The sequence below is a fragment of the Novosphingobium sp. Gsoil 351 genome, assembly GCF_009707465.1.
GTDB lineage: Bacteria > Pseudomonadota > Alphaproteobacteria > Sphingomonadales > Sphingomonadaceae > Novosphingobium.
This window is the reverse complement of record NZ_CP046120.1, coordinates 1145652-1167139: the sequence shown is the minus strand read 5'-3', so window position 1 is coordinate 1167139 and position 21488 is coordinate 1145652. Positions and strand designations below refer to the sequence as shown.

Here is a 21488-nt window from a genome sequence, read left to right as displayed (position 1 = left end):
CCTCCCTTGGGCGTGATCGCGCAAGGGTCGGCAGGAACGCTCGGGCTGCCTATTCCCCGAACGGGGAATGTCAGGATTTCAAAACATCGGTGAAAGTCAGCGATCCGTCGAACAGGGCCCGGACCGCCAGCAGTGTGCGCTTTCCCACCCCCAGCTTTTCACGCGCCATTTTGATATGGCGCCGCACCGTCTCCTCGGTCACGCCAAGGATCCGGCTGATCTCCCAGTCGGTCTTGCCCCGCGCCACCCACATCACGCAGTCGCGCTGGCGATCGGTCAACATCGGCATGGGCGATCCTCCTATGATGCCTCGCGGAGTGATGAGCCTGCGCGCCGCCTCGAACGCGAACGCGCCGGCGAACTGGGCGAATGGCAACAGTTCTCTTCGCATCGGCCTGCCCGCCTCGTTGGCGAACGAGCACGAGCCACGCGCCTCGCCGGCCACGTTGGCTGGAACGGTGAAGCCGTCGCCGATCCCTTGCTCGCGGCCGAGCGCCAGGACCTTCTTGTCCTCGCAGGTCAGCGGAATCATCGCCGGCATGTTCGACCAGCAGAACCCGTAGCTGGTGACATGGCTGGCGCGGTGGACCGGGTCCGACACGCTCAGCGATCGGCTGTCGTAGTAGTCGGCCCAGCGTGCGGGATAATTGTGCAGGCGGATTGCATCGCCACCGGCGCGCGCGATGTCGACGTGGTGCGACAAGGCGTAGAACTGGAAGCCGAGCTTGGTCGCGACCGCGGTCATTGCCACGGCGAGGTCGTCGACGCTGCCTGCAGCTTCGACAATCCGGCACAGCTCGCCGGACATCCGGAACTCGTCCATCGATCCTTCAACCGAGCACCGGCGGCGCCTCAAGTCGCCAAATCCCCTGCGCTCGTTCCTTCCCCTGTCCTGGGGTACGCCGGCGGGATCTCACTCCGCTGCTGCACCGGTGCCTACGCGCCCGTTTGTTGCCGGACAAGTTGCCTAAAATGTGGGAGCCATTCAAATATATTCTTCAAATATATTGGTTATTTCGCCGGCTCGCCGGCGCGGCGCGGGTTCTGGACGCCATAGCGTGGACGCTTGGACCTCCCTCGAACTGCCCAACTGGCGCAACTCTTCGGCCTATTCGTGGCTGACTGGCGCGGATCGTGCGAGCCTGATGTGGGAGTGGCTGCGCCGTGACGAGACCTACCTTGCCTGGCATATCAAGGCCACCGCCGCGACCGGCGGGGGCGTGTTGCCGACAGCCGCCGAAGCGCGGCACTGGGGGGTCCATTTTCGCGGAGGATCCGACGATCTCGGCCCGCGATGCCCGGATCATCTGGAGCGCCGATCTCGACCCCGGTGTGCTCACGGCGGTTGCAGTCGCGGCCGAGCCCAACGATCCCGATGCGCTCGCCCTGGCCGAGTTGCTGCCGTGGTTGAACGCCGCGGTTGATGCAGCGGGGATCGAACACGCCGTCCTCTCCGATGGGCGGCATCATGTCCGCATCGACGTCGAGAACGGCAGCCTGCTCTCCGGCACTCCCGTGGTGCTGCACTATCGCATCGGCGGAATCGTCTCGGCCGAGTCCAAGATCCTCCCGCTGCGCAGGCTGATCTGGCTGGTCCGCAACCGTCGCTTCGGCAAGGCCCTGGTGGTGCGCGACCCGAGGCTCAAGCGGCACGTTCTTGCGCTCCGCGTGTCCGACGCACTCGCCGCCGGCGCCACGAACCGCGAGATCGCCGAAGAGCTGTGGGACGCCGGCACGGCGTCTTTCGAAGTTAGGGAATCGCTGCGGCTGCGAATCCACCGCCTCGTGGCGGAAACCGCCCGGCTGCGTGGCGGAGCATGGCGGATGCTGATGCGCAGGCCGCGGGTCTAGCCCGCCGATCGTCCTCTAGCGCCCAACACTGCGCCCGCGCCGGGCCGCTCCGAAGCGCGGTGCGGCGCCCAGAATCTTTTGACATCGTCCTAGTTGTTCATCGGGCGGGTGGTGTTGTCCCAGGCAGCATACGTGCTGCGCCACCAATGCCGCATTCCAAGCGAGGCGAGGCCGGCCCCCGTACGAATTCGTGTATACACGTTTTCGAACTTCCAGTTCGGCGCCGGGCTTCGGCACAGACGCAACGGTGCCGCGCGTTGGCGGCACCGACTGGAGCCAGCGATGGACGACGATGCTCACCGGGCGCAGGCCGCCCGCCAGACCTGCCCGTTCCTCACCGCCAAGCAAACCGCCTTCTACCTTGGCATCGCGCCGGGCACGCTCAAGGACTTGCGCTTGCACGCCGCCGGTCCGCGCGGTCGCCTGCATGGAGGCGCCTGGCGCTATCATATCAACGACATCGAGGCTTGGTCGAATGCCCGGTCGCGCGGCAGCGATTGTGCCTGAGCCTACCTCGTTGCCGCTGTTCGCCTGGGCGGAGGCTCATCCAGCCGACGCCGACGAGGCGCGCTCGCGCCTGCCGTGCGGCATCCTCGTCCTGGCCGCAGCATCAGCGATCGGGGCGCTCGCGACCCTGGTGTGGGAACCGCGGGCCGAACTGGTCTGGAACGCCAGCGCGAGCGCGCCGCTTGGTCTGTATCGCGTCGGGGTCGATGCTCCCTTGCGCAGGGGCGACATGGTAATCGCCGTTTTTCCCACCGGCGCGCGGCGCTTGGCGGCGAGGCGCGGTTATCTCCCCGCCCATATCCCGGCAGTAAAACGCATCGCCGCCGTCCCCGGCGACACGGTCTGCGCGACCGGCCCGGTCATCAGCATCAATGGCCGACGCGTCGTCGAGCGTCGCCGCCGCGATGCGGCCGGACGCCCGCTCCCGTGGTGGGAAGGCTGCACGACCGTCCGCCCGGACCAGATCTTCCTCCTGATGGCCGATGCGGCGGCATCGTTCGACGGGCGCTATTTCGGCCCGAGCGAAACTGCCTCGATTCTCGGCCGGGCTCATCCGCTGTGCGTGCGCTGATACCGCTTGGCCTGTCGCTGTCGCTGGCGCTGGTCGCCGCGACGCCGGTCCGGGCCGAGCCTTTCGAGCAATGGCGCGGCTATATCGCCGAGGCGTCGCAACGCTTCGGCATTCCCGAGAGCTGGATCGAACGGGTCATGCGTGCCGAAAGCGGCGGACGAACCCGGATCGCCGGCCGCCCCACCACAAGCCCCAAAGGCGCAATGGGCCTGATGCAGGTGATGCCGGCGACCTGGGCGATGCTGACGCGGCGGCATGCGCTTGGCACCGATCCCCATGAACCGCGCGCCAACATCCTGGCCGGCGCCGCCTACTTGCGCGCGATGCGCGACCGGTTTGGCTATCCTGGTTTGTTCGCGGCGTACAACGCGGGCCCGGAACGCTATGCGGCCTATCTTTCCGGACGCCAGTCGCTCCCCGGCGAGACCCGACTCTATCTGGTCCGGACGACCGGCCTTGCGCCGTCGATCTCGCCAGGATCAGCGTTGGAGGGGCAACGGCCCACACGTGGGCATGGCCTGTTCGTTTTGCGGCGGGATACCGGCGTGCCGCCTTTGGACGATGAACCCGAAGGCGCAAACCGACGCGGCCAATCGCTGTTTGTCGAACTCGGTGGCCGTTAAGATCGACCCGTTTGGCGGCTTCATAGGCCCTTCCAGCGGGCGAAGCATTCGTGGGCGAGCGGATTGATTTCGGAGCGCTTCGCGCCGGTGAGCGGGACCTCGGAGAATTCGGCCGAAGCGCTGCGCTTTTGCGAAGCACTCGAGAGGAAGAGGTGAGCGACCGCTCTCGCGGGATCGGCCGGATCGTCCGGCCGGCCTTGCCGGAGAGCCGCCATGTCCACCTTCAAACCCCGCCGCCCCGAATCCGCGGCACCGTCACCCGCCGCCACGATCACCGCCGCGATCGTCGCCCGTCTCGAGGCCGGGGTGAAGCCCTGGATCCGCCCCTGGCGCTGCGCGGCGAGCGCGCGTCCGCTGCGCGCCTGCGGCACGCCCTATCGCGGGATCAACGTCTTCTGGCTGTGGCTCGTCGCCGATTGCCAAGGCTATCGGTCGCCAACGTGGATGACATATCGCCAAGCGCAGGCTTTGGGCGGCCAAGTCCGCAAGGGCGAGCACGCCAGCATCGCTGTCTTCTACAAGTGCTACACCCAGCGCAACGGTGACGCAGAGGCTTGCGTCGAGCTGGGGGCGGAGGGCGACGGTCAGTCGCAACAACGCCGCGTGCTTAAGTCCTATGCGATCTTCAACGCCGACCAAATCGAAGGGCTTCCGGCGCGGTTCGCTCTACCGGAACCCGAGGACGCCGGCGTGGCCCAGCCGGCCGGGCGCGAGGCCGCGCTCGATGCGTTCTTCGCCGCGATCCCGGCCGATGTCCGCCATTGCGGCGATCAGGCCTATTACGAGCCGCTGATCGACCGCATCACGATGCCGCCGCCAAGCCTGTTCGACAGCTACGACCATTATTACGCCACCCTCGCGCACGAAATGTCGCATTTTTCGGGGCATGAGAGCCGACTGAATCGCAATCTCAAGCATCGGTTCGGGACGTCGGCTTACGCCGCCGAAGAGCTGATCGCCGAGCTGTCGTCTGCGATGCTCGGGGCCGAACTGGGGCTCCCCGTCGCGCACCTCGACCATCATGCGTCGTACATCGATCACTGGCTCACGCTGCTGCGGTCCGACGATCGCGCGATCCTCACCGCGGCGGCGCGGGCCGAGGAAGCGTCCGACCTGCTGCTGCGGCTGGGCGGGCGGCGGGTGGCGGAGGCCGGCGAAGGTGCCCGGGGCGACCGTCCCGCGGGAGAGGGAAGGGAGCGGGAACGCGGGTGAGCGACGGGTGCGGATGGTCCGGACCGGCTCACTTTGTGAAAAAGGACGTTCCCATGATCAAGTCCCTAGCTCTCGCCAACTTGACGATCAGTCAGCGCAACGTGCGCCGGGTGAGCGACGAAGCCGCCGATGCCCAACTCGCCGCCGACATCGCCGCGCGCGGTCTGCTCAACAACCTCGTGGTCACACCCTCCCGCCCCAAAGGCATGTTCGCGGTCGAAGCGGGTGGTCGGCGCCTGCGCGCGCTGCACAAGTTGCAGTTCGACGGCGTGCTCCCGGTCGATCACAAGGTCGCGTGTCTCGTGCTCAGCACCGACGCCGCGGCCGCGACCGAGGCCAGTCTCGCCGAGAACTTCCACCGCTTGGCGATGAACCCCGCCGACGAGTGCCTCGCGTTCGGCACGCTGATCGAGCAAGGCGCGGACGTCGAGGGTGTCGCCCGTCGGTTCGGGCTCACCGTCCGGTTCGTCGAGGGCCGCCTACGCCTCGCCAACCTCGCACTCGTGGTGTTCGAGGCGCTCGGCGCCGGCGAGATCACGCTCGACGCCGCCAAGGCCTACGCCGCGACTTCCGACCAGGAGCGGCAGGCTTACGTGTTCGACCAGCTCAACAACAGTTGGGGCGGGGCGCATCCCGACTCGATCCGGCGGATGATGGTCAACGCCACCGTCCCGGCCAACGACCGCCGCTTCCGCTTCGTCGGCGAAGAGGTTTACGTCGCCGCCGGTGGCCGGATCGAACGCGATCTGTTCGAGGACGAGAGCCAGGCGCGCCTGCTCGACATCGCCATTCTCGAGCGTCTCGCAATCGAAAAGCTCGAGGCCGAGGCCGAGCGACAGTGTGAGGCACTGGGCTACGGGTTCGTCCGTCCGACGCTCGACCTCCACGTCAACGGCTGGCAGTACGACGACTTGCGGCGTCTGTCGGTCGAACCCGAGCCGTTGAGCGAGGAAGAGCTCGAAGCGGTCGCCACGCTCGAGACCGAGGTCGAGGCGCAGATCGCGGTGCTCGAAGACGAGGACGCCGACGATCACGCGCGCGACGTGGCCGAGACCAAGATCTGCGAACTCGAGGCGGCGATCGATGCGATCTCGGACAAGCCGATGCAGGTGGAACCCGCGCTCAGGCCCAACGTGGGCGTGTTCCTGCTGATCGACGGCGAAGGGCGTCCGCGTCTCGACAAGGCAGTCTATGCGCCAGTTGTCGAGGATTCGGGCGCGCCCGATGGCGAGAGCGCATTGACCGAAGGCCGGGCAGGGTCGGAGAATGGCGGTACTGGCAGTTCCGCTGAAGGCGGCCCCGTCGGGATCGGCGGATCGGCAGCGGTGGCCGAACCGAAGTCTGCCAAGCTGTCGCAGCGGCTCGTTGATGAATTGGCCATGCAGCGCCGCGACATACTCGCGCTGCACATTGCTGCCGATCCCGCGCTGGCGCTCGATCTCGCGGTCGTGCTGATGGTTGCGGACGAAGGTGGCTACACCTGGGACGGTGCCGGCTCGACCCTGACCGCGCGCCGACCTTCCGATCCGGTGCTGATCTCGGCGATGCCAGCGGCATCGGCGGCGATCGTCGAGGCTCGGGCCAAGACGGGCGAGGCGCTCGATCGGACCTGGCTCGACCACGCCAGCATGGCCGAGCGATTCGACGCGTTCCGCGCGCTGTCCCGAGACCAGCGCGAGGCCTGGCTCGGGCATGCAGTGGCGCGCACGCTGGAAGCCAGTGTGGGCGGTGCCAGCCTGTTCGGCGGCAGCCAAAAGGCCTGCGCATTCCACGACCACCTCGGCCGGTTGCTCGGGATCGACGTCGCGACGTGGTGGCGGCCGACCGCGCTCAACTGGTTCGACCGCGTGGCCAAGGCGCAATGCCTCGCCGCACTTGCCGAGATCGGGGCGACCGAGCTTGGCCAGCGCTACCTCAAGGCCAAGAAGGGCGAGATCGCCGAGGCGTGCGAGCGGGTGTTCGCGGGTGCCTCGATCATCGAGGCGGACCTCAAGGCGCGGGCGCTGGCCTGGGTGCCCGAGCCGATGCGGTTCGACGACGGCACGCCGCCCTGGAATGTCGAAGCAGCGGACGCGGATGGCTGCGAAAGCGAAGGCGACGACGCCTTGTGCGATGGCGCCATCGTCATCTCGGACGAGACGGCAGTGACCGATGCCGCGAGCGACGGCGGAGACGCGGTACTCACGCCAGATGAACTCGCGCCAGCAGAAGATGTCGGTGACGGCGTCCCGGCGGTGGATGCGGACTGCACGCTCGCAACGGGCACCGAAACGGCAATGCCACCCGAGGCCGAACCCATCGCGGTGACTTTCGTGTCCGACGATCCCGACCTGGAGGGCGTGACGTTCACGCTGGCCGGAATCGGCGACGACGATGTCGACATCGAAGCGTCCGACGAGCCCGAAGACCTAGAGGACGAGGTCGGCACTTCGGCCGAAATCCCGGTCGATCTCGCCGCCTGACACCAACCCAAGTACCGGACGGCGCGCTTTGTCGGCGTGCCGTCCGGAGCCTGCCACGGCGGCGGTCGAATACGGTGTACCGGACCTGGTCACAAGCGATTGCAGGGCGCGTCCAACGCGACATGCGGGCGCGCTCCCACCATCCGCCGCGGTCGTCCGCGCGTTCGCCGTCCAGCCGAGTGACCTTGCCGCGCGGTCTCCCACCATGCCCGCATCCGGAAGCGGGCGGAGGATCGTCGCGAGCCGGAGATCGGCAATCGGAACTTGGCGCGCGGTCACCGCGGCCCGGACTCCCCACCGTATCTCGACCGCCGCCGGACTGGAGGAATCCCATGTCCGACATTCCGATCACCCGACCTGCCGCCGACAATCTACGCGAAGTTGATCCCAAGCGCCTTGAGCGAGCGCTGTGGCGCCTGCCGTTCGTCGAGCGTGAGGCCTTCATGCTCAAGACACGCGACCGCCTGAGCTATGCCGCAATTGGCACGATCCTCGGGTTCAGCGCCGAAGCCGCCGAGGCGCGCGTAGTCGCTGCACTGATCAAGCTCGACGTGTGCCTGAGCCGGGCTGCGCGTCCCTGGTGGCAGTTCTGGCGATAGCCCCACGCGAACTCGAACCCGACTTCAAGCGCTCGCGTCCCCGTGGACCAGCGCGACGCCCCGGTGCCCAGTTCTTTCCAGACCTTTCACCTCCGGACCGAAATCGCCCGAGTTCTTTAGGAGACCTGCTATGCCCGAACTCATTCCCGCCGACTTGCGCCTGCGCATGCTCGAGAATGGCCAGCGTTCCGCCGTCGGCAAGGATCACGATCCGCCTCCGGTGGTGAAGCTGTTCACCCCCGACGCCAACGCCACCTGGCTGCTGAGCGAGCTCGATCCCGACTGCCCGGATATCGCGTTCGGCCTGTGTGACCTGGGGCTTGGCTTTCCCGAGCTCGGGAGTGTCTCGCTGTCCGAGATCGCCGAGGTTCGGGGCGGGCTCGGATTGCCCGTGGAGCGCGACATCGCCTTCGTCGCCGATCGTCCGCTCAGCGCTTACGCCCGCGCCGCGCGCGCGGCCGGCATGATCGTCACCTGATCGGGTGCTCCAATCGCGGAGCACCCCGGCCCGGCGCGAGAGAGCGCCCGTGGCCCGGCTTGCAACGTCCCCGCAACCCGCCGGTGCGCGGCCCGGGTTGCGGCTTCGCCGCTGCCCGCGCCAGCCGCGCGCCGGGGGTTCCCCTCGCTTCGCTCGGTGCGGGGCGGTGCAGCGCCGGGCCGGTAGCCGCCTGGCGCGCCGGACAGGCCGGCGTGACCCTTCGAGGAGTACCGTCATGCCACTCAGCTTCGCCCATCAGCTCGCCCGGCTCGACCTCGGTCATCTGAGCGTCCGCCGGTTCGAGAACACCGCGATCGACCCGCCTTGCAGCGAAGCGATCGAGCAGACCCTCGCCGCGATCTGGTCCGAGCTGTTCATGCTGTTCCCCGAGACCGTGCTCGAGGACGACGCCGAGGAAATCGCTTGGGGCCTGGTCAACCTGTTCCACCGCGCCGCTGCGAAGCGCTCCAACCAGGTCGATCGCGCCACCGACGAGATCCGCTGCCTGGTTGCTTGCGCCGACGGTTCCGAGGTCCACAGCGTCGAACTCGAGGAGCAGATCGACCGCGCCCGGCGCGCCGAAGCCGCGATGCTCGGGCTCGAGGAATTTCGCGAGACGGCGGCGGCGCTGTACGCGCGCGAGACCGGATCATCTTGGCGCCCCGCTACCGGGTCGCGGCTCAATCACTCGGCGCACCTGACCTCCGCGGTGGTCGATGGCCGTGCATTCCTCAACGCCCGTGCCGAAACCCGGCACCGCGCCGCCTTGCCCGAAGGCACCCCGGTCGTATTCGCCGGCGGGCGGTTGACCTTTGCGAGCACGGAGGATGCCAAAACCTGCGGCGAGAGCGTCTGGGCGACGCTCGACAAGGTCCGCGAGCGCGTCGCTGACATGGTCCTGGTCCATGGCGGCGATGGCAAGGGGCTCGATCGCATCGCCGCCTCGTGGGCCGAGAACCGCAAGATCGTCCAGGTTGCGTTCGCGCTCGATGCACGGCTCGGCAGGCGCGCGGGGTTCCGCCGCAACGAGCAGATGCTCGGGCTCAAGCCCCGCTACGTCGTCGCGTTTGCCGGCAACGGCGTGCTCGAGCGGCTGGTGGTCCAGGCCAAGACCCAGCGCATCGCGGTGGTCGATCGCCGGGGGCCGCTTGGCACGCATCCCAAGCGCGCGACGCCTGCGATGGCGACGGTTGGCTGAGACTTGCCTGAGCCGGGTCGTCGCTCTTCGGCCCGGCTCATCCCCAGATCTCTCTGGAAAAACACTTGTCCTTTGCCGCTCGCCCGGCAAATCGGAAAGCCACGCCCATGAAGACCAATCTCGATCATCTCCCCAAATCCAAGCAGCGCGAGCTGGCGCATGTCGTGCGTGTGCTGTTCGAGGAGTTCGAGGCGCAGACCGCGCTAGCGACCCAGGGGTGGAAGAAGCGCGGGCGCATCCTCAAGGTGGTCCTCTACGGCAGCTACGCCCGCGGCGACTGGGTTGACGACAAGAAGGGTGGGTACCAGTCCGACTACGACATCCTGGTCGTGGTCAACGATGCGCGGCTGACCGATCCGGTCGAATACTGGGCCACCGCCGATGACCGGCTGATGCGCGACACGACGATCAACAAGGCGTTGTCTGCGCCGGTCAATTTTATCGTCCACGACTTGGCCGACGTGAACGATCAGCTCAGCCATGGGCGGCCGTTCTTCGTCGATATCGCCGAGCAGGGGATCGCGCTCTACGAGGCCGAAGGGTTCGAATTGACGACGCCGCGAGCGCTGCCGCCAGAGGAAGCGAGGGCGGAGGCGGAGAAGCATTTTGAGCGGTGGTTCGAAAGTGCCGGGCGCTACCTGCAAACTGGCATTTCCCATGCCCAGAAAGGGTGGCGGAATGAGGCTGCCTTCGAGCTCCATCAAGCAACGGAGCGGCTATACCACTGCGTGTTACTCGTTCTGACCCTCTACAGCCCCAAGTCTCACAAGCTCAACTTTCTCCGGTCGCACGCGGAGGAAGTGGCTCCGGATTTAATCTCAGCGTGGCCACGGGGGGACAAATTTAGCCGACGAACATTTGAACTGCTCCGTGAGGCTTACGTAAACGCACGTTACTCGCCAAAATACGCGATCACTGATGATCAGCTTGCGTGGCTGGGAGAACGAGCCGCGGACCTGCAGATCTTGGTGAAGCAGGCTTGCGAGAACCGCCTGCAGGCGGCTTAACCGCCGGGCGGCTTCGCGCTTCTTTTTGGCCGTTCCGCCGGGCGCTTGCGATGTCCGAAAGCGGAAGTTTGTTGTCAGGGAAGGTTGCGGGTAGCGCAAACAGTCGTTGCGATTAGAATTTCTGTTGTTGATCCGCGCATTTGCCCACCCTCAAATGTCCGAGGCCCGTTTGACTCCCAGGTGTTTGTTCGGCCAAGAACGATGCAAGGGGAGAACGCGTGACGAGCTACAAGTGGCTGATAATTGCCAGTCCCGCTGATTTTGATCAGCTGGGGTCATCGATAGACCTCGAATTCCAGCCCGCGCGAATCGCTGCGCAACTGAAAGTGGCTGTCACTACTGCTGTCTGCGGGATTCTGATCGAATTTGAGTATATCGATAAGGACTATCGCAGCACTTATTATAATCATTACGCGAAGAAAGGTCGGCAGTATCGCGACGATTGTGTCAGGCTGCATTTTTTCGAGGATTGCGTCGCGTTCGATGCCACTCGGCTGATACTGAGCTGTCCGGGCAACAACCGCCTGGAAGACCATTATTTCGGCTATATCGTGCTGCGGCCGACCATCGTGGCGACACTGGGCCGCTCGATCGTTTCCCCGAAGATGCGGCAAGGCGCCCGCGGACGCGCGATCCAGTCGCTCCACAAGGTACATTTGCTCGGTGAGACTCTGCCGGTCTGGGGTTTCCCTTCGATGGCGCAGCATATCGACATTTCGGTCTGCGCCCATGTGTCCTGCTGGGCGATTCTGCGCCATTATAGCGAGCGTTACGCGGCGCACCGGGAGCTCCTTATTCATGACATCACGATGCTGGCCAAGCCGTTCGACCCCGGCGGGCTGACGCCGGCACACGGTCTCAATCTTCTCGAGGCGGAGCGGATTTTCCAGTCAGCCGGAACTTACCCGGTCATTGTCGGCAGGAAGAAGGCGGGCGAGAAGTCCTTTTACGTGCAGCTGCTGGCCTATCTGGAATCCGGCTTTCCGCTTTTCATCGCCATGTCCGGGAAGAAGCATGCGATTGTCGCCGCGGGTTACGCCTGGCGACCGGTCGCCAAGGCTCCGACTTATGCCGTCAGCCATGCCTGGGAGCAGGTCGACATCCTGCTTGCGGTCGACGACAACAGCCTGCCCTATCGTTGTGTGCCCCTGAAGGCGTCCACGGCGAAGACAGGCACCCCCGGGTCGATGACCTACAGCGTCGCCGACTTCGACAGCTTCATCGTGCCGCTGCCGGAGAAGGTCTTCTACTCCGCGGAGGCAATGGAGCGCTATTCGCTTGCGCTTCACAAGGGATTGGCGTCTACCCTGAGCTTGCCGGCGGAGAACGTCCTGCTGCGACGGTATTTCATCACGACGATATCGGCGCTGCGGCGCTATGCGCGGGAATATGAATCCCAGTTCGGTGACGAGCTTGTGAATATCCTAATGCGATTGAAGACCGCGCAATTCATCTGGGTGGTCGAATATGCGTCTTACGAGCAGTGGAAGAATGGCCATATCGCCGGGCGCGCTATTATCGACGCGACCGCAAGTCCGCGCGACCCGACTCCGGTGCTGTTCGCTCATGATGAAAATGTCGGCATCCGCTTCGACCGATCCTCGGCGAAACCGGTCGCAGACGTGATGAACCTCAAACGGCCGCTCTGTACGCCGCTGGGGCGGATGGAGCAGAATCTGCGACCAGCCAATGCGAAACCCAAGTGAGCGACTTGTCTGTTCCTCTCCGATGCAGGAAAGGTGAGATGATTATGAGTGATGCGCTGAAAGACTATATGCGCGCCCGCGGCGCCACGCCGCTCGATCCCAAAGTGTTGGCGAGCCACGCCGCAGAGATGGAGGGCGAGGTAATACCGGCGATCGTCGAGGACATAAGGGCGCGAGAGGAACTTGCCGCCGAGCTTCGTTATTCGGCGTCGTCTAGCCTGCGCTTTAGGAAGAAGCGGGGCTGAAACTAAGTCTGCGACCGTTTAAAGCGCGCATAGGCGGCCCGGATGATCGCCTCCAGCGCCTCGGCGCCGTCATCGTCGAGGTTCGGATCGTCGCGTAGCAGGCGCCCGACCATTGCGATCGATTCGCGCGGATGTTTGGGCCCCGTCATGAAATCGACTGGATTAACCCCCGACCAGGCTGCGAGCGCAGTTAGACCTTCGGCATCCGGCTGACGTCCGCGTGTCATCCGCGACAGGGTCGTCTGCGAGATGCCGGTTTCCTCGCTCACCCTCTTCCAGTTCGTCCCGCGGGCCTCGACGGTCGCGCCCACGGCGCGCTGGAACGCCTGGAAATCGAATTTGCGCTTGTCCATCCAAAATATCTCCAGGAGTTGCTAAAAGGCAATTGCATTGCCCATCGGCAACGTCTATATGTGTTGCTTAAGAGCAATCGATTGTCAAAGGAGAAAGTGCGATGGCTGCAAAGGATGGCGGGGCCGGCAAGCCGGACAAACCCAAGACTATTGAGATCGAGGTCAACGGCCATAAGGTCACGATGCCCGACAAGGACTCGACCGGCCTGGAGATCAAGCAGGCGGCCATCGCGCAAGGCGTGACGATCCAGCCGAACTTCGTCCTGCAGGAGGAACTCGCCAACGGCTCCAGTAAAGTGATCGGGGACAATGACACGGTGAAGCTCAACGAGAATTCGAGCTTCACCGCCATCGCGCCTGACGACAACAGCTGATCGCCAGGGGCCTCGAGATGAACTCGGACGTCAGCGAAGCGGTCGTGGAACTGAGGCGCGCTTTCCCGGAGGCGCAGGTCACGGCCAATGACGATGGCGAAGGTGGTGCCCGCGTGATCGTCGATCCGGTGGACCTAGGGGCGCACTTCTCGCCGCGGCAGACCTGGATGGGCGGCCACATCACGGCGCTCTATCCCAATGCCGACATCTACCCTTTGTTCATCGATGCGGCCGTGCGGCGAGCCGATGGCAAAGGGTTCGAGACGCCGGTGACCCATGGCGCCTCCTTTGACGGTCGCCCCGCCATCCAGGTATCGCGCCGCAACAACCAGATCCAAACCTGCCCGCAGACCGCGGTCGCCAAGTTCATCAAGGTCCTCGACTTCCTGGAGAAGTTGCCATGATTGCCTCCGCCACCTGCGACGTCTGGATCGGCGCGGCGCATCACGACCAGCTGCTTGGGCATCTCTTCCCCGGCGACCGTGACGAGCATGGCGCCGTCCTTCATGCCGGCGTAGTGCGCGACGGTGACGTGCTACGGTTCGTCGTTCGGCACATCGAGCTCGCGCTGCCAGGGCGCGACTATGTCAAAGGCAAGATCGGCTATCGCGCGCTGCACCCGACCTTCATCCATCGCCAGATCATCCAATGCCGCAATGAAAAGCTTGCCTATCTTGCGGTCCATAATCACGATTGCGGTGACCGCGTCGCCTTCAGCACGATTGATCTCGACTCGCATGAGCGCGGCTATCCGGCGCTGCTCGATATCGGCAAGGGCATCCCCGTCGGCGCCTTAGTCTTCGGCCGCGACTCCGCGCAAGCCGACGTCTGGTTGCCCGGTCGGGCTCGGTGCACGCTCGGCGAGCTGCGCGTGATCGGCCAGACGATTCGGCGATTTTATCCGGCGCCGCGCCAGACCGGCTACGCCGACGTTGCCTTCGACCGCCAAGTCCGGATGTTCGGCGTGGCGGGACAGACAATGCTCAAAGCCAGCAAGGTCGCCGTCGTCGGGCTCGGAGGCGTCGGCTCCTTGGTTAGCGAGTATCTGGCAAGACTTGGTGTTGGCGAGCTGATCCTCATCGATCCGGACCATATCGAGGAGACCAACCTTTCCCGCGTGGTCGGCGCGACCCAGCGCGACGTCCGCGATGGTCTCACGAAGACGCAGATCGCGGCCCGGCATGCGCGGGAGGCGGCGCCGGGCATAAGTTTGACCGAGATTGACGGCGACGTCGCAAGGCGTTCGGTGGCGATGCAGCTAAGAAGCTGCGACTATATCTTCCTTGCCGCTGACTCCATGCGGGCGCGGCTAATCGTCAATGCGCTCGCGCACCAGTATCTCATCCCGGTCGTCCAGCTCGGCGCAAAGATCCGGTCCGCGGCCAATGGCTGCCTCGACGAGTCAATGAGCGTAGTTCGCCAAGTGCGGCCCGGCGAGGGCTGCCTCTGGTGCAACGGCTTCATCGATACCGGGCAATTGGCAGTCGAGGCCAAAACTGACCAAGAGCGCAAAGACCAGGCCTATGGGACGAACGAAGCCAATCCGAGCGTGATCACCTTGAACGCTGTCGCTGCGGCGCACGCGGTCAACGATTTCCTGTTCGACTTCCTGGCGCTGCGTAGGCCAGCGAACACGCCGCCCTACACCCACTTCCATTTCCTCAAGCGCCTCATCAAAGCTGTCCTACCCCGTCGCGAGCCGCAATGTCGCGAATGCGTGCGCCGTTACGGGATGGGAGACGCGATGCAACTGCCCGGATTCGACGGGTAGAGCATTGGCCAACGCACTCCGTACTATGGCGGCGAGCGGAGCCAATTTCCGACTCCCCGTCGCTTCAAATTTGCCGACATGCTAACCGCGGGCCCGCTCCCCGCCCTCAAAATCGAGAGCCGAGTGTCCTCAAGCAGCCGCCCGTTCGAAGCGTTGACGATCGATGTATCGGTCCGGCAGCACGCTCAGCGACGAACTAAGCTTGTACGACTCCGGCTCTCCATTTGCGGGGAGATCTTGGAAGTGACGACAACCACGTTGCCCTCCCGTTCGCCTGCTTTGAACGCGACGACGCGACGTCCGGTCGGCGAATAAACGGCGCGGCACTTCGACCGCCCGCCGCGTGTGCAGCCGTACTTGAACGAAGGGCAAGGCCAAGGACATATGCGCCTTGAGTCGATGCGCACTCCCGAAGCAGGGGAACGGTAAGAAATGTCTCTCCCGGAACCTCTACTCGGCAAGGTAGCAGGGCTCGTAGCCCGGCCGTTCCTCGCCGTTGCGCGACGTCAATGGGATCGACGCGGTGCGGAACTCGCCGCAGCCAACCCCGCCGACGTGACCGCCGAACTCGATGAGGCAATCGCAGTTCTGCGCCAGTCGAGCGATACGGCAATCGGAACGGCGTGGGCCTGGGCCAAGTCGCAACTGTCCGATCGGCCTGTCATCTTTGATCGCGCGGACGCGCAGGCTTGGCTGACGCGCGACGATGTCCAGTCGCTGCTCAAGCAGGCGACGCTCGAATTCATCGCGGGCAACGACATTTCGGCATTCGAGGCGGACGCCAAGGCGCTGTACGGTGCGACCGCGGACGATGGCGATTGGTTCGGCGCGCCGCTCCTCGAGTATGCGGTGGCGTTCCTCGCGTTGTCGCTTCGCGCACGGTCGAGCTTCGATACCAAGCTCATCCTGGCCGTCGACGATGTCCGAACCGAAACCATCCGCGCCGACATCCGCACGGCCGATGAGAAGCTGGACCGATTGCTCGCGACGCGCGATCCGCCGGTCGACGTCATTGATCGGTTCTTGGAGCTGGAGCTGGATCGACGCGAATCGACGCGCGCCATCGTTGATCCGGATGGGCGCGCCCGCGCGGAGCAGTTGGCCGAGAGGGTTCTCACCGGCAACCTCGCCGGCGCAAGCCCGTCCGTCCGCAGCAGAGTATTTCGCTTCGTTGCGGCAACGTGCGCACGCGATGGCGATGCCGAGACCGCGGAACGGTGGCTCGCACACGCTTCCAGTTACGACGATATCGAGCTGTCGTCCGACCGCGCCAGAATTGCGCTCGCGCGTAACGATCCCGCCGCGGCCCTGCACCTCCTCGGCGGGCAAGATGATCGCACTTCGAACTCGCTGCGGCTCGACGCATTACAGCGACGGGACGGCCGCGCCGCGGCGATTGAGTATTTCAAGAAATATCTCAGCGCTGGCGACCTCAACGGTTTCATGCTTGTTACCCTCGCCATTTGGCTCGCGGAAGAGCGCGACGTTGCATCTGGCGAGGGGCTGCTTTCGGCGGCCACCGATCTGCAGATGGCCGAAAACCGTACGCTGCGTATTGTCCGCCTGCGCTTCCGGCTGGCGCTGTGCGTTCCACTTGAGCGGCGCTTGGAAGTCGTCACGACGCATTGGACATTCCCGCCGCCGGCGACGCTTCGCGACGATCCCCAGGGCGACCGGCTCAAATCGCTCGCTCTGGCCGACGCCAGGGAGCTGCTGGACGACCTGGAGGGCAAGGCGCCTGAGCCGTTTATCGAGCTAGTCGACTTTACCAGCCAGTACCTCGCGTTGGTCTCCAACGATCCTGCAACCTCGGCCGAGGCGAGGGCGACCGTCGCAGCGCGACTTGGCGACCCGGCGACGGTGGTGAAGTTCACGCCGCTCTCTACGCTGTTCGACATCGACTTCGACAGGCAGGCGCTTGCCCGCCAGCTCGATCAAGCGGCCGTAGTGACCGGGTGGGATGATTTGCAGCTCCGCGCGGCCTTCGACCTGGCGGTTCACAGTCACGACGCGCAGATCATTTCGGACTTCGTCGATAAGCATCGCAGCCGGTTGAATGAAGTCGTGGGGACGCAAGCCGCGGGGATTCAGGTGGAATCACTGGCCCGTGCCGAACGGTTCGGTGAAGCGCGCGAAAAGTTGACGGCGGCCGGGGACGAGATCTCGGCGGAGGAGCGTCAGCGACTCGCCGATCTCGTCGCCCACGTCGCGGGCGAGGACACCCCCGACCTCCACATCGAGCGCTTCGAGAGCAGCGGTGACGATCAGGATTTGCAGTTTGCAGTCCAGGCGATGGCGGAGGCCAAGGACGCCAGACTTCCCGACTTCGCTTATTGGCTGTGGCAACGACGTAGGCGCGTCGACGATGCGGTTATGGCGGCCAACGCCTTTGCGTGGTTCGGCCGTGATCGCGAATTGCGCGATTTTTTCGATGAGCTGGGCGACACCATCGAGCATGATCCCGTCTTGCAAGCGCAGCTTGCTTGGGTGCGGTATCGCGAAGGCCGGCTAGCCGAGGCCGCGGTTCTGACATCGGCGCTGCGCGCTCAGGACGCTGACAACGATGCCCTTCGCCAGCTTCAGATCAACATCGCGATCGAGACCGGCGAGTGGAACAGCCTCGCCGAGCTGTGCACACAGGACCTTCTCCGCGCCGAACATCGCTCGGCGCGACAACTCTTGCAGAGCGCGGCCTTGGCGACCTCCGCCGGGAATCCCGACGGCAAGGCGTTACTGGCTGCCGCCGCAGCAAAAGGCGGCGACGATCCGCAAGTCTATATCAGCGCGTTTCACCTCGCGCTTCGACGCGGCGAAGACCTGGAGGATCAGGCGATCGCCTGGCTAAACCAGGCCGTCGCTCTTTCGAACGATGATGGTCCAATCCAGACGCGGCCAATTCGTGACCTGATCGCGTGGCGCGACGAGGAGCGCGAGCGAAGCGCCAGGCTCGACCGCATGCTGCTCACAAGTGAGGTTACCGTAAGCGTTGCGGCAAGACCGCTCGGGACGACATTGACGTCGCTCCTGCTTGAGCATGCAGCCGCGAACGAGACGAAGACCGATGCTCGGACCCGTCTCTATCTGCCTCTATTCTCCGGCAATCGGCTGAAGACGCCGCTTGCGGATGTCCGGCGGATTGGCATCGAGCCCACCGCTCTGCTCGTGCTGCATCTGGTCGGCGTGTTGCCGATCATATTCGAGACATTCGACCAAGTCGTGTTGCCCGCCGGAACTCTGCCCGCATTGCTCGACGACTTGCTGCATGGCAACCGCGGGCAACCATCGCGGGCGCTGCGCGCGGAGGAGACGATGCGGCTCGTACGCACGCGCCAGCTCGAGGTCGCCCCGCACAACCAATCCTTCGAAGCGATCGAGGACCAGTTTGCGGCGGCCGAGGGCGAGCAGGGGATGGCGGTCCACATCCCGCCGCTGCGGGTTCCGGGCTCCTTGGGAGAGCAACTCCAAGATCCCGAGCCGTTCGCGTCGCGACTGGCGAGCGTGGGCGGTGTGGTCTCTGCGCTGCTTGCTCGAGGCGAGATCGATCAGGCGCACGCCACCCGTGCGCGGAGGTTCCCGTCGGTCCGGGAAGAATGGGCTGAAGAGCGTCCGATCGACTTGTCTCGCCCGTTGGTGCTCGACAGCGTCAGCCTGTTGTATCTCATCGACGGCGAACTGATCGCGCCGCTGCGCCGTGTCGGCACTCGGCTGATCGTTGGAAGCGAAGTCGTTACGCGAGCCGAGGGCGAAATCGAGGAGCATGCTGCGATTGAAAAGCTGAAGGGCGAGATTGACGGCTTGAGAGGAACTCTGAGTGTTGCGCTGCGCTCGGGTCGCGCCATCATCGGGCGGGCGTTGCGAGGAGGCGGTCCGAACGCGGATGACGGCGACGATGATTTGCCGACTTCGAACATCGAGCCGCTGACGGCCATACTGCAGGACAGCGCAGACATCGACTGCCTCGTTGCCGACGATCGCTTCGTCAACCGGTATGGCAAGTTCACCGATTCACAGGGCGAAACGGGGCCTGTCGCGCTGTCGCTCGACGTTCTCGACCACCTTCGGGACATCGGTGCCATCGATGAGCTGCGTCATGGTGCGGCCCTCCGGCGCTTGCGAAGTTGCGGGATCGGGCTGGTGCCCATCGAGAGCGGTGAAGTCGTCGCGGCGGCGATGCAGAGCGACTGGTCCCACGGGCCCGGCCGCGCGATGCGCGAGATCAAGGCTTCGGTCCTGCTGCCGATGCTGCGCCGATCGATACTCCTGCCTTTGGAAAGGCATTGGCTGGAGCAGACGACCTATGCGGTGGCGGTCGGGATCAAGCGGTGCTTTGGCTCCCTGCCTGGTGACGCCGCCCAAAAGGCCGCGGAATATTTGTTTGCCACGCTGCCGGATGTTCGTTCGCTGGCCAACGAGGCTGGCACACCGGACGAGACGCTTTGGGCCGACACACTGACAATCGGTTTGCACGCTCTCCTCGCGACGCCGCTCGAGCTCAGCGAAGACCAACTCCGCGCTCATCACGATTGGTACGCGGGTTCTCCGCTCGAACGCTTGCACGGCAGGGATGCTAACCTCGTAGACGACGTCATCGGCCGCCTGAAGGCGATCATCGTCGAACGCGGCAACGGGCTCGAAGGGCCCGATGGTGTCGAACTGCTTTCTGAAGAAGAAATTGCACGCTGGATGATCGCGCACCTCCCACAGTTCGTTCGCGACAAGCTCCTTCAGGATGTCGTAGTTCGCGAAGCCATTGGCCGGCGTGCGACAGTTAACGTCGATGGCGCGCGGATCGAACAGGAACAACTGACTGCTTTTCTAACTGCAGCGCTCAGCGGGTCGTCTGCCGAACTGCGCGATTCGGGAGGCGAACTCATCGCTGATCGGTTCGAGGTGGCCGACGACGGGACGGTCTGCATCATGCGAGAGGAGCGCCGTCTGCGCTTCGCGCACTCGGGACTTCACTCACCCCAAGCAGCTGTTCGGACGGAGGCGCTGCGCGACCTTCTTTCTACCCGCACGCTGGCACCCGAAAGGGAAGCGCGTTGGCGTGCAATCGCTGTCGCGGGACCGCTTAATTCGACTCACTTTCAGCAGTTGGCCGAGGACGCGCGCAGCAGTGCGCAAGGCTTCGTCGACCAGATGATTGCGGCAATGGGCAAAGAGGATTTCGAGTTCCAGGAACTGGCAGACCTTCCCTCACTCCACTACGAAAGCCTTGTTGGCCTGGCCGCAGAGGACGGGACTGTTGATATGATGGTCTCCTCGCTCGCGGCCGCTCGCCGCCAAGGAATGGACCCCACGGTCAGCGCAATCGCCAGCGCTGTCCTTGCTGTTGTCCCAGGATTCGAGCTTGGGTCGTTTGTCCCTCTGCCGGACGCCGCCACGGCGGCTGCCTTGGCGAAAGCACTGATCGAGCAAGGCGATCTGTTCAGCCAACTCGCCGCCTTTGAACTGATATGTGCGCACATTCATGATCCCGATTGCCGCGCGGTCGGCGACGAACTGTTCGCTGCCCTTTGGTCCGCTGACGGCAACGCTTCCGCCCTTGCGGAGGATTTCTGCACCGCAGCAATCCTGACGACGGTCGTCACGCGCTGGCAAACGCCGATTAGGGGTTGGCCGCTGCCTAGACGCCGTCTCGCGGTGCTTGCCCATGCTGGCCTGATATGCCGCGTGTTCCGACACTACCAGATCGAGCGGCCGACATTGCTCGAGCACGTCCGGCGAGGATTTGGTCCACAGTTCACGATAAGCGCGCTACTTGATCGCAGCGAGGATCCGACCTGGTCGGACACTTGGCATATACCGGATGCCGTAGAGGCCAACCTGTTGTCTCGTTTCGATCAATTGCTCGACACCATCGACGAGGCCGATCGACCGCGGGACTGGCTCGATGCGATCGCCGCGCGTGCCGACCGTCTCGACGAGCGGGGCATGAAGTTTCTGCTTTATCTCCCCGGACCAATCGATGGGCTGTCGCAGAAGGGCAGGCGCAAGCCGCAGTTTTCGGTCGATGACACTCAAGTGCTTCTCTCGCGACTGACCGAAGAGCCGTCACTGGCTTTGGCCGACGTCCTATTCAAGATCGCCATTGGGTTTGCGCGACCCGAGACCGACGTCGTCCCAATTGTCGAAGCGATCCTAACCCATGTCCAGACTGCCGTCGGCGAAACGCGTGAGGCCTATCACCAAGCGGGGATGCAGCTTGCGCTGAGTTGGAAGCTCACCGACCTAGCCGACAAACTGGCTGAATTTCTTCCTTTCGATCAAATGGGCGCAACGGGCATTCTCGAACAGGCGCTTACGATTGCAATGACGCGGGAGGATGAGGCAAGTCGCGACGAAGTACTAAATCAGCGCTTGACGTTCATCTCGAGGACCATCGAGACAGGGGCGCGCGCAGCGGCGCTTCACCGGGCGATAACAGCGCTGGTTGCGGCCAAGCCACAGCTTGCGGGTCTGCTGCGCTCCCCGGATCTAATGACTGCAATAGCCGCGTGAACAAGGGGGATCGCCGGCGGACCTGGACGC

19 protein-coding genes are annotated in these 21488 nt (G+C 64.6%); 17 read left to right on the top strand and 2 right to left on the bottom strand.

The features are described 5' to 3' along the window. Positions 1–70: 70 nt before the first annotated feature. Positions 71–823 (bottom strand): LuxR family transcriptional regulator, encoded by a 753-nt coding sequence (locus GKE62_RS05570; RefSeq protein ID WP_230206937.1) that lies wholly within the window; start codon positions 821–823, stop codon positions 71–73. A gap of 151 nt (positions 824–974) precedes the next feature. Here GKE62_RS05570 and GKE62_RS19655 point away from each other — a divergent pair, with 151 nt between their 5' ends. The 13 genes from GKE62_RS19655 to GKE62_RS05510 all read left to right on the top strand — a co-directional run bounded on the left by GKE62_RS19655 (position 975) and on the right by GKE62_RS05510 (position 12459). Then, a complete protein-coding gene (locus GKE62_RS19655) occupies positions 975–1424 on the top strand; it encodes a transcriptional regulator domain-containing protein (protein ID WP_370516063.1) in 450 nt (149 codons plus the stop codon). Next, positions 1333–1851: a DNA -binding domain-containing protein gene (locus GKE62_RS05565; RefSeq protein WP_195908603.1), complete on the top strand. Its 519-nt coding sequence runs from the start codon at positions 1333–1335 to the stop codon at positions 1849–1851. Before GKE62_RS19655 ends, GKE62_RS05565 begins: the two co-directional genes overlap by 92 nt. A gap of 282 nt (positions 1852–2133) precedes the next feature. Further along, the gene (locus GKE62_RS05560) at positions 2134–2358 is read left to right on the top strand and encodes an AlpA family transcriptional regulator (RefSeq protein ID WP_154691374.1); all 225 of its coding nucleotides are present in this window, start codon (positions 2134–2136) and stop codon (positions 2356–2358) included. Further along, positions 2351–2929, top strand: coding sequence for a S26 family signal peptidase (locus GKE62_RS05555; protein ID WP_230206936.1), 579 nt, complete (start codon positions 2351–2353; stop codon positions 2927–2929). The genes GKE62_RS05560 and GKE62_RS05555 overlap by 8 nt, the downstream gene beginning before the upstream one ends. Further along, complete coding sequence (locus GKE62_RS05550) at positions 2917–3552, top strand: lytic transglycosylase domain-containing protein (RefSeq protein WP_370516062.1); 636 nt, start codon at positions 2917–2919, stop codon at positions 3550–3552. The genes GKE62_RS05555 and GKE62_RS05550 overlap by 13 nt, the downstream gene beginning before the upstream one ends. A gap of 213 nt (positions 3553–3765) precedes the next feature. Next, the gene (locus tag GKE62_RS05545; protein WP_154691372.1) at positions 3766–4764 is read left to right on the top strand and encodes an ArdC family protein; all 999 of its coding nucleotides are present in this window, start codon (positions 3766–3768) and stop codon (positions 4762–4764) included. A 53-nt stretch (positions 4765–4817) separates the two neighbouring features. Beyond that, positions 4818–7226: a ParB/RepB/Spo0J family partition protein gene (locus GKE62_RS05540; RefSeq protein WP_154691371.1), complete on the top strand. Its 2409-nt coding sequence runs from the start codon at positions 4818–4820 to the stop codon at positions 7224–7226. Positions 7227–7558: 332 nt separating this feature from the next. After that, positions 7559–7825 (top strand): sigma factor-like helix-turn-helix DNA-binding protein, encoded by a 267-nt coding sequence (locus GKE62_RS05535; RefSeq protein WP_154691370.1) that lies wholly within the window; start codon positions 7559–7561, stop codon positions 7823–7825. Between the two features lie 130 nt (positions 7826–7955). Further along, on the top strand, positions 7956–8303 hold the full coding sequence (locus GKE62_RS05530) for a DUF2958 domain-containing protein (RefSeq protein ID WP_154691369.1): 348 nt from the start codon (positions 7956–7958) through the stop codon (positions 8301–8303). A 235-nt stretch (positions 8304–8538) separates the two neighbouring features. Further along, entirely contained in the window at positions 8539–9501 is a 963-nt protein-coding gene (locus GKE62_RS05525; RefSeq protein WP_154691368.1) for a DUF2493 domain-containing protein, read from the top strand. A gap of 107 nt (positions 9502–9608) precedes the next feature. Beyond that, a complete protein-coding gene (locus tag GKE62_RS05520) occupies positions 9609–10508 on the top strand; it encodes a nucleotidyltransferase and HEPN domain-containing protein (RefSeq protein ID WP_154691367.1) in 900 nt (299 codons plus the stop codon). Between the two features lie 218 nt (positions 10509–10726). Continuing rightward, a complete protein-coding gene (locus GKE62_RS05515; protein WP_154691366.1) occupies positions 10727–12214 on the top strand; it encodes a hypothetical protein in 1488 nt (495 codons plus the stop codon). 44 nt (positions 12215–12258) lie between these two features. Continuing rightward, positions 12259–12459, top strand: a complete 201-nt coding sequence (locus GKE62_RS05510; protein ID WP_154691365.1) for a hypothetical protein — start codon at positions 12259–12261, stop codon at positions 12457–12459. Between the two features lie 2 nt (positions 12460–12461). Here GKE62_RS05510 and GKE62_RS05505 read toward each other — a convergent pair whose 3' ends face one another. After that, positions 12462–12812, bottom strand: coding sequence for a helix-turn-helix transcriptional regulator (locus tag GKE62_RS05505; RefSeq protein ID WP_154691364.1), 351 nt, complete (start codon positions 12810–12812; stop codon positions 12462–12464). A 101-nt stretch (positions 12813–12913) separates the two neighbouring features. Here GKE62_RS05505 and GKE62_RS05500 point away from each other — a divergent pair, with 101 nt between their 5' ends. The 4 genes from GKE62_RS05500 to GKE62_RS05485 all read left to right on the top strand — a co-directional run bounded on the left by GKE62_RS05500 (position 12914) and on the right by GKE62_RS05485 (position 21458). After that, on the top strand, positions 12914–13186 hold the full coding sequence (locus GKE62_RS05500; RefSeq protein ID WP_154691363.1) for a multiubiquitin domain-containing protein: 273 nt from the start codon (positions 12914–12916) through the stop codon (positions 13184–13186). 17 nt (positions 13187–13203) lie between these two features. Then, positions 13204–13590, top strand: a complete 387-nt coding sequence (locus GKE62_RS05495; protein ID WP_154691362.1) for a hypothetical protein — start codon at positions 13204–13206, stop codon at positions 13588–13590. Beyond that, on the top strand, positions 13587–14957 hold the full coding sequence (locus GKE62_RS05490) for a ThiF family adenylyltransferase (RefSeq protein ID WP_154691361.1): 1371 nt from the start codon (positions 13587–13589) through the stop codon (positions 14955–14957). The genes GKE62_RS05495 and GKE62_RS05490 overlap by 4 nt, the downstream gene beginning before the upstream one ends. A gap of 849 nt (positions 14958–15806) precedes the next feature. Then, the gene (locus GKE62_RS05485) at positions 15807–21458 is read left to right on the top strand and encodes a hypothetical protein (protein ID WP_154691360.1); all 5652 of its coding nucleotides are present in this window, start codon (positions 15807–15809) and stop codon (positions 21456–21458) included. Positions 21459–21488 lie beyond the last annotated feature (30 nt).

Bases quoted from the DNA above. Each gene is read 5' to 3' on its own strand.
- GKE62_RS05570 (WP_230206937.1), bottom strand. From the start codon at position 823: ATGGACGAGTTCCGGATGTCCGGCGAGCTGTGCCGGATTGTCGAAGCT.
- GKE62_RS05560 (WP_154691374.1), top strand. From the start codon at position 2,134: ATGGACGACGATGCTCACCGGGCGCAGGCCGCCCGCCAGACCTGCCCG.
- GKE62_RS05545 (WP_154691372.1), top strand. From the start codon at position 3,766: ATGTCCACCTTCAAACCCCGCCGCCCCGAATCCGCGGCACCGTCACCC.
- GKE62_RS05540 (WP_154691371.1), top strand. From the start codon at position 4,818: ATGATCAAGTCCCTAGCTCTCGCCAACTTGACGATCAGTCAGCGCAAC.
- GKE62_RS05535 (WP_154691370.1), top strand. From the start codon at position 7,559: ATGTCCGACATTCCGATCACCCGACCTGCCGCCGACAATCTACGCGAA.
- GKE62_RS05530 (WP_154691369.1), top strand. From the start codon at position 7,956: ATGCCCGAACTCATTCCCGCCGACTTGCGCCTGCGCATGCTCGAGAAT.
- GKE62_RS05525 (WP_154691368.1), top strand. From the start codon at position 8,539: ATGCCACTCAGCTTCGCCCATCAGCTCGCCCGGCTCGACCTCGGTCAT.
- GKE62_RS05520 (WP_154691367.1), top strand. From the start codon at position 9,609: ATGAAGACCAATCTCGATCATCTCCCCAAATCCAAGCAGCGCGAGCTG.
- GKE62_RS05510 (WP_154691365.1), top strand. From the start codon at position 12,259: ATGAGTGATGCGCTGAAAGACTATATGCGCGCCCGCGGCGCCACGCCG.
- GKE62_RS05505 (WP_154691364.1), bottom strand. From the start codon at position 12,812: ATGGACAAGCGCAAATTCGATTTCCAGGCGTTCCAGCGCGCCGTGGGC.
- GKE62_RS05500 (WP_154691363.1), top strand. From the start codon at position 12,914: ATGGCTGCAAAGGATGGCGGGGCCGGCAAGCCGGACAAACCCAAGACT.
- GKE62_RS05495 (WP_154691362.1), top strand. From the start codon at position 13,204: ATGAACTCGGACGTCAGCGAAGCGGTCGTGGAACTGAGGCGCGCTTTC.
- GKE62_RS05490 (WP_154691361.1), top strand. From the start codon at position 13,587: ATGATTGCCTCCGCCACCTGCGACGTCTGGATCGGCGCGGCGCATCAC.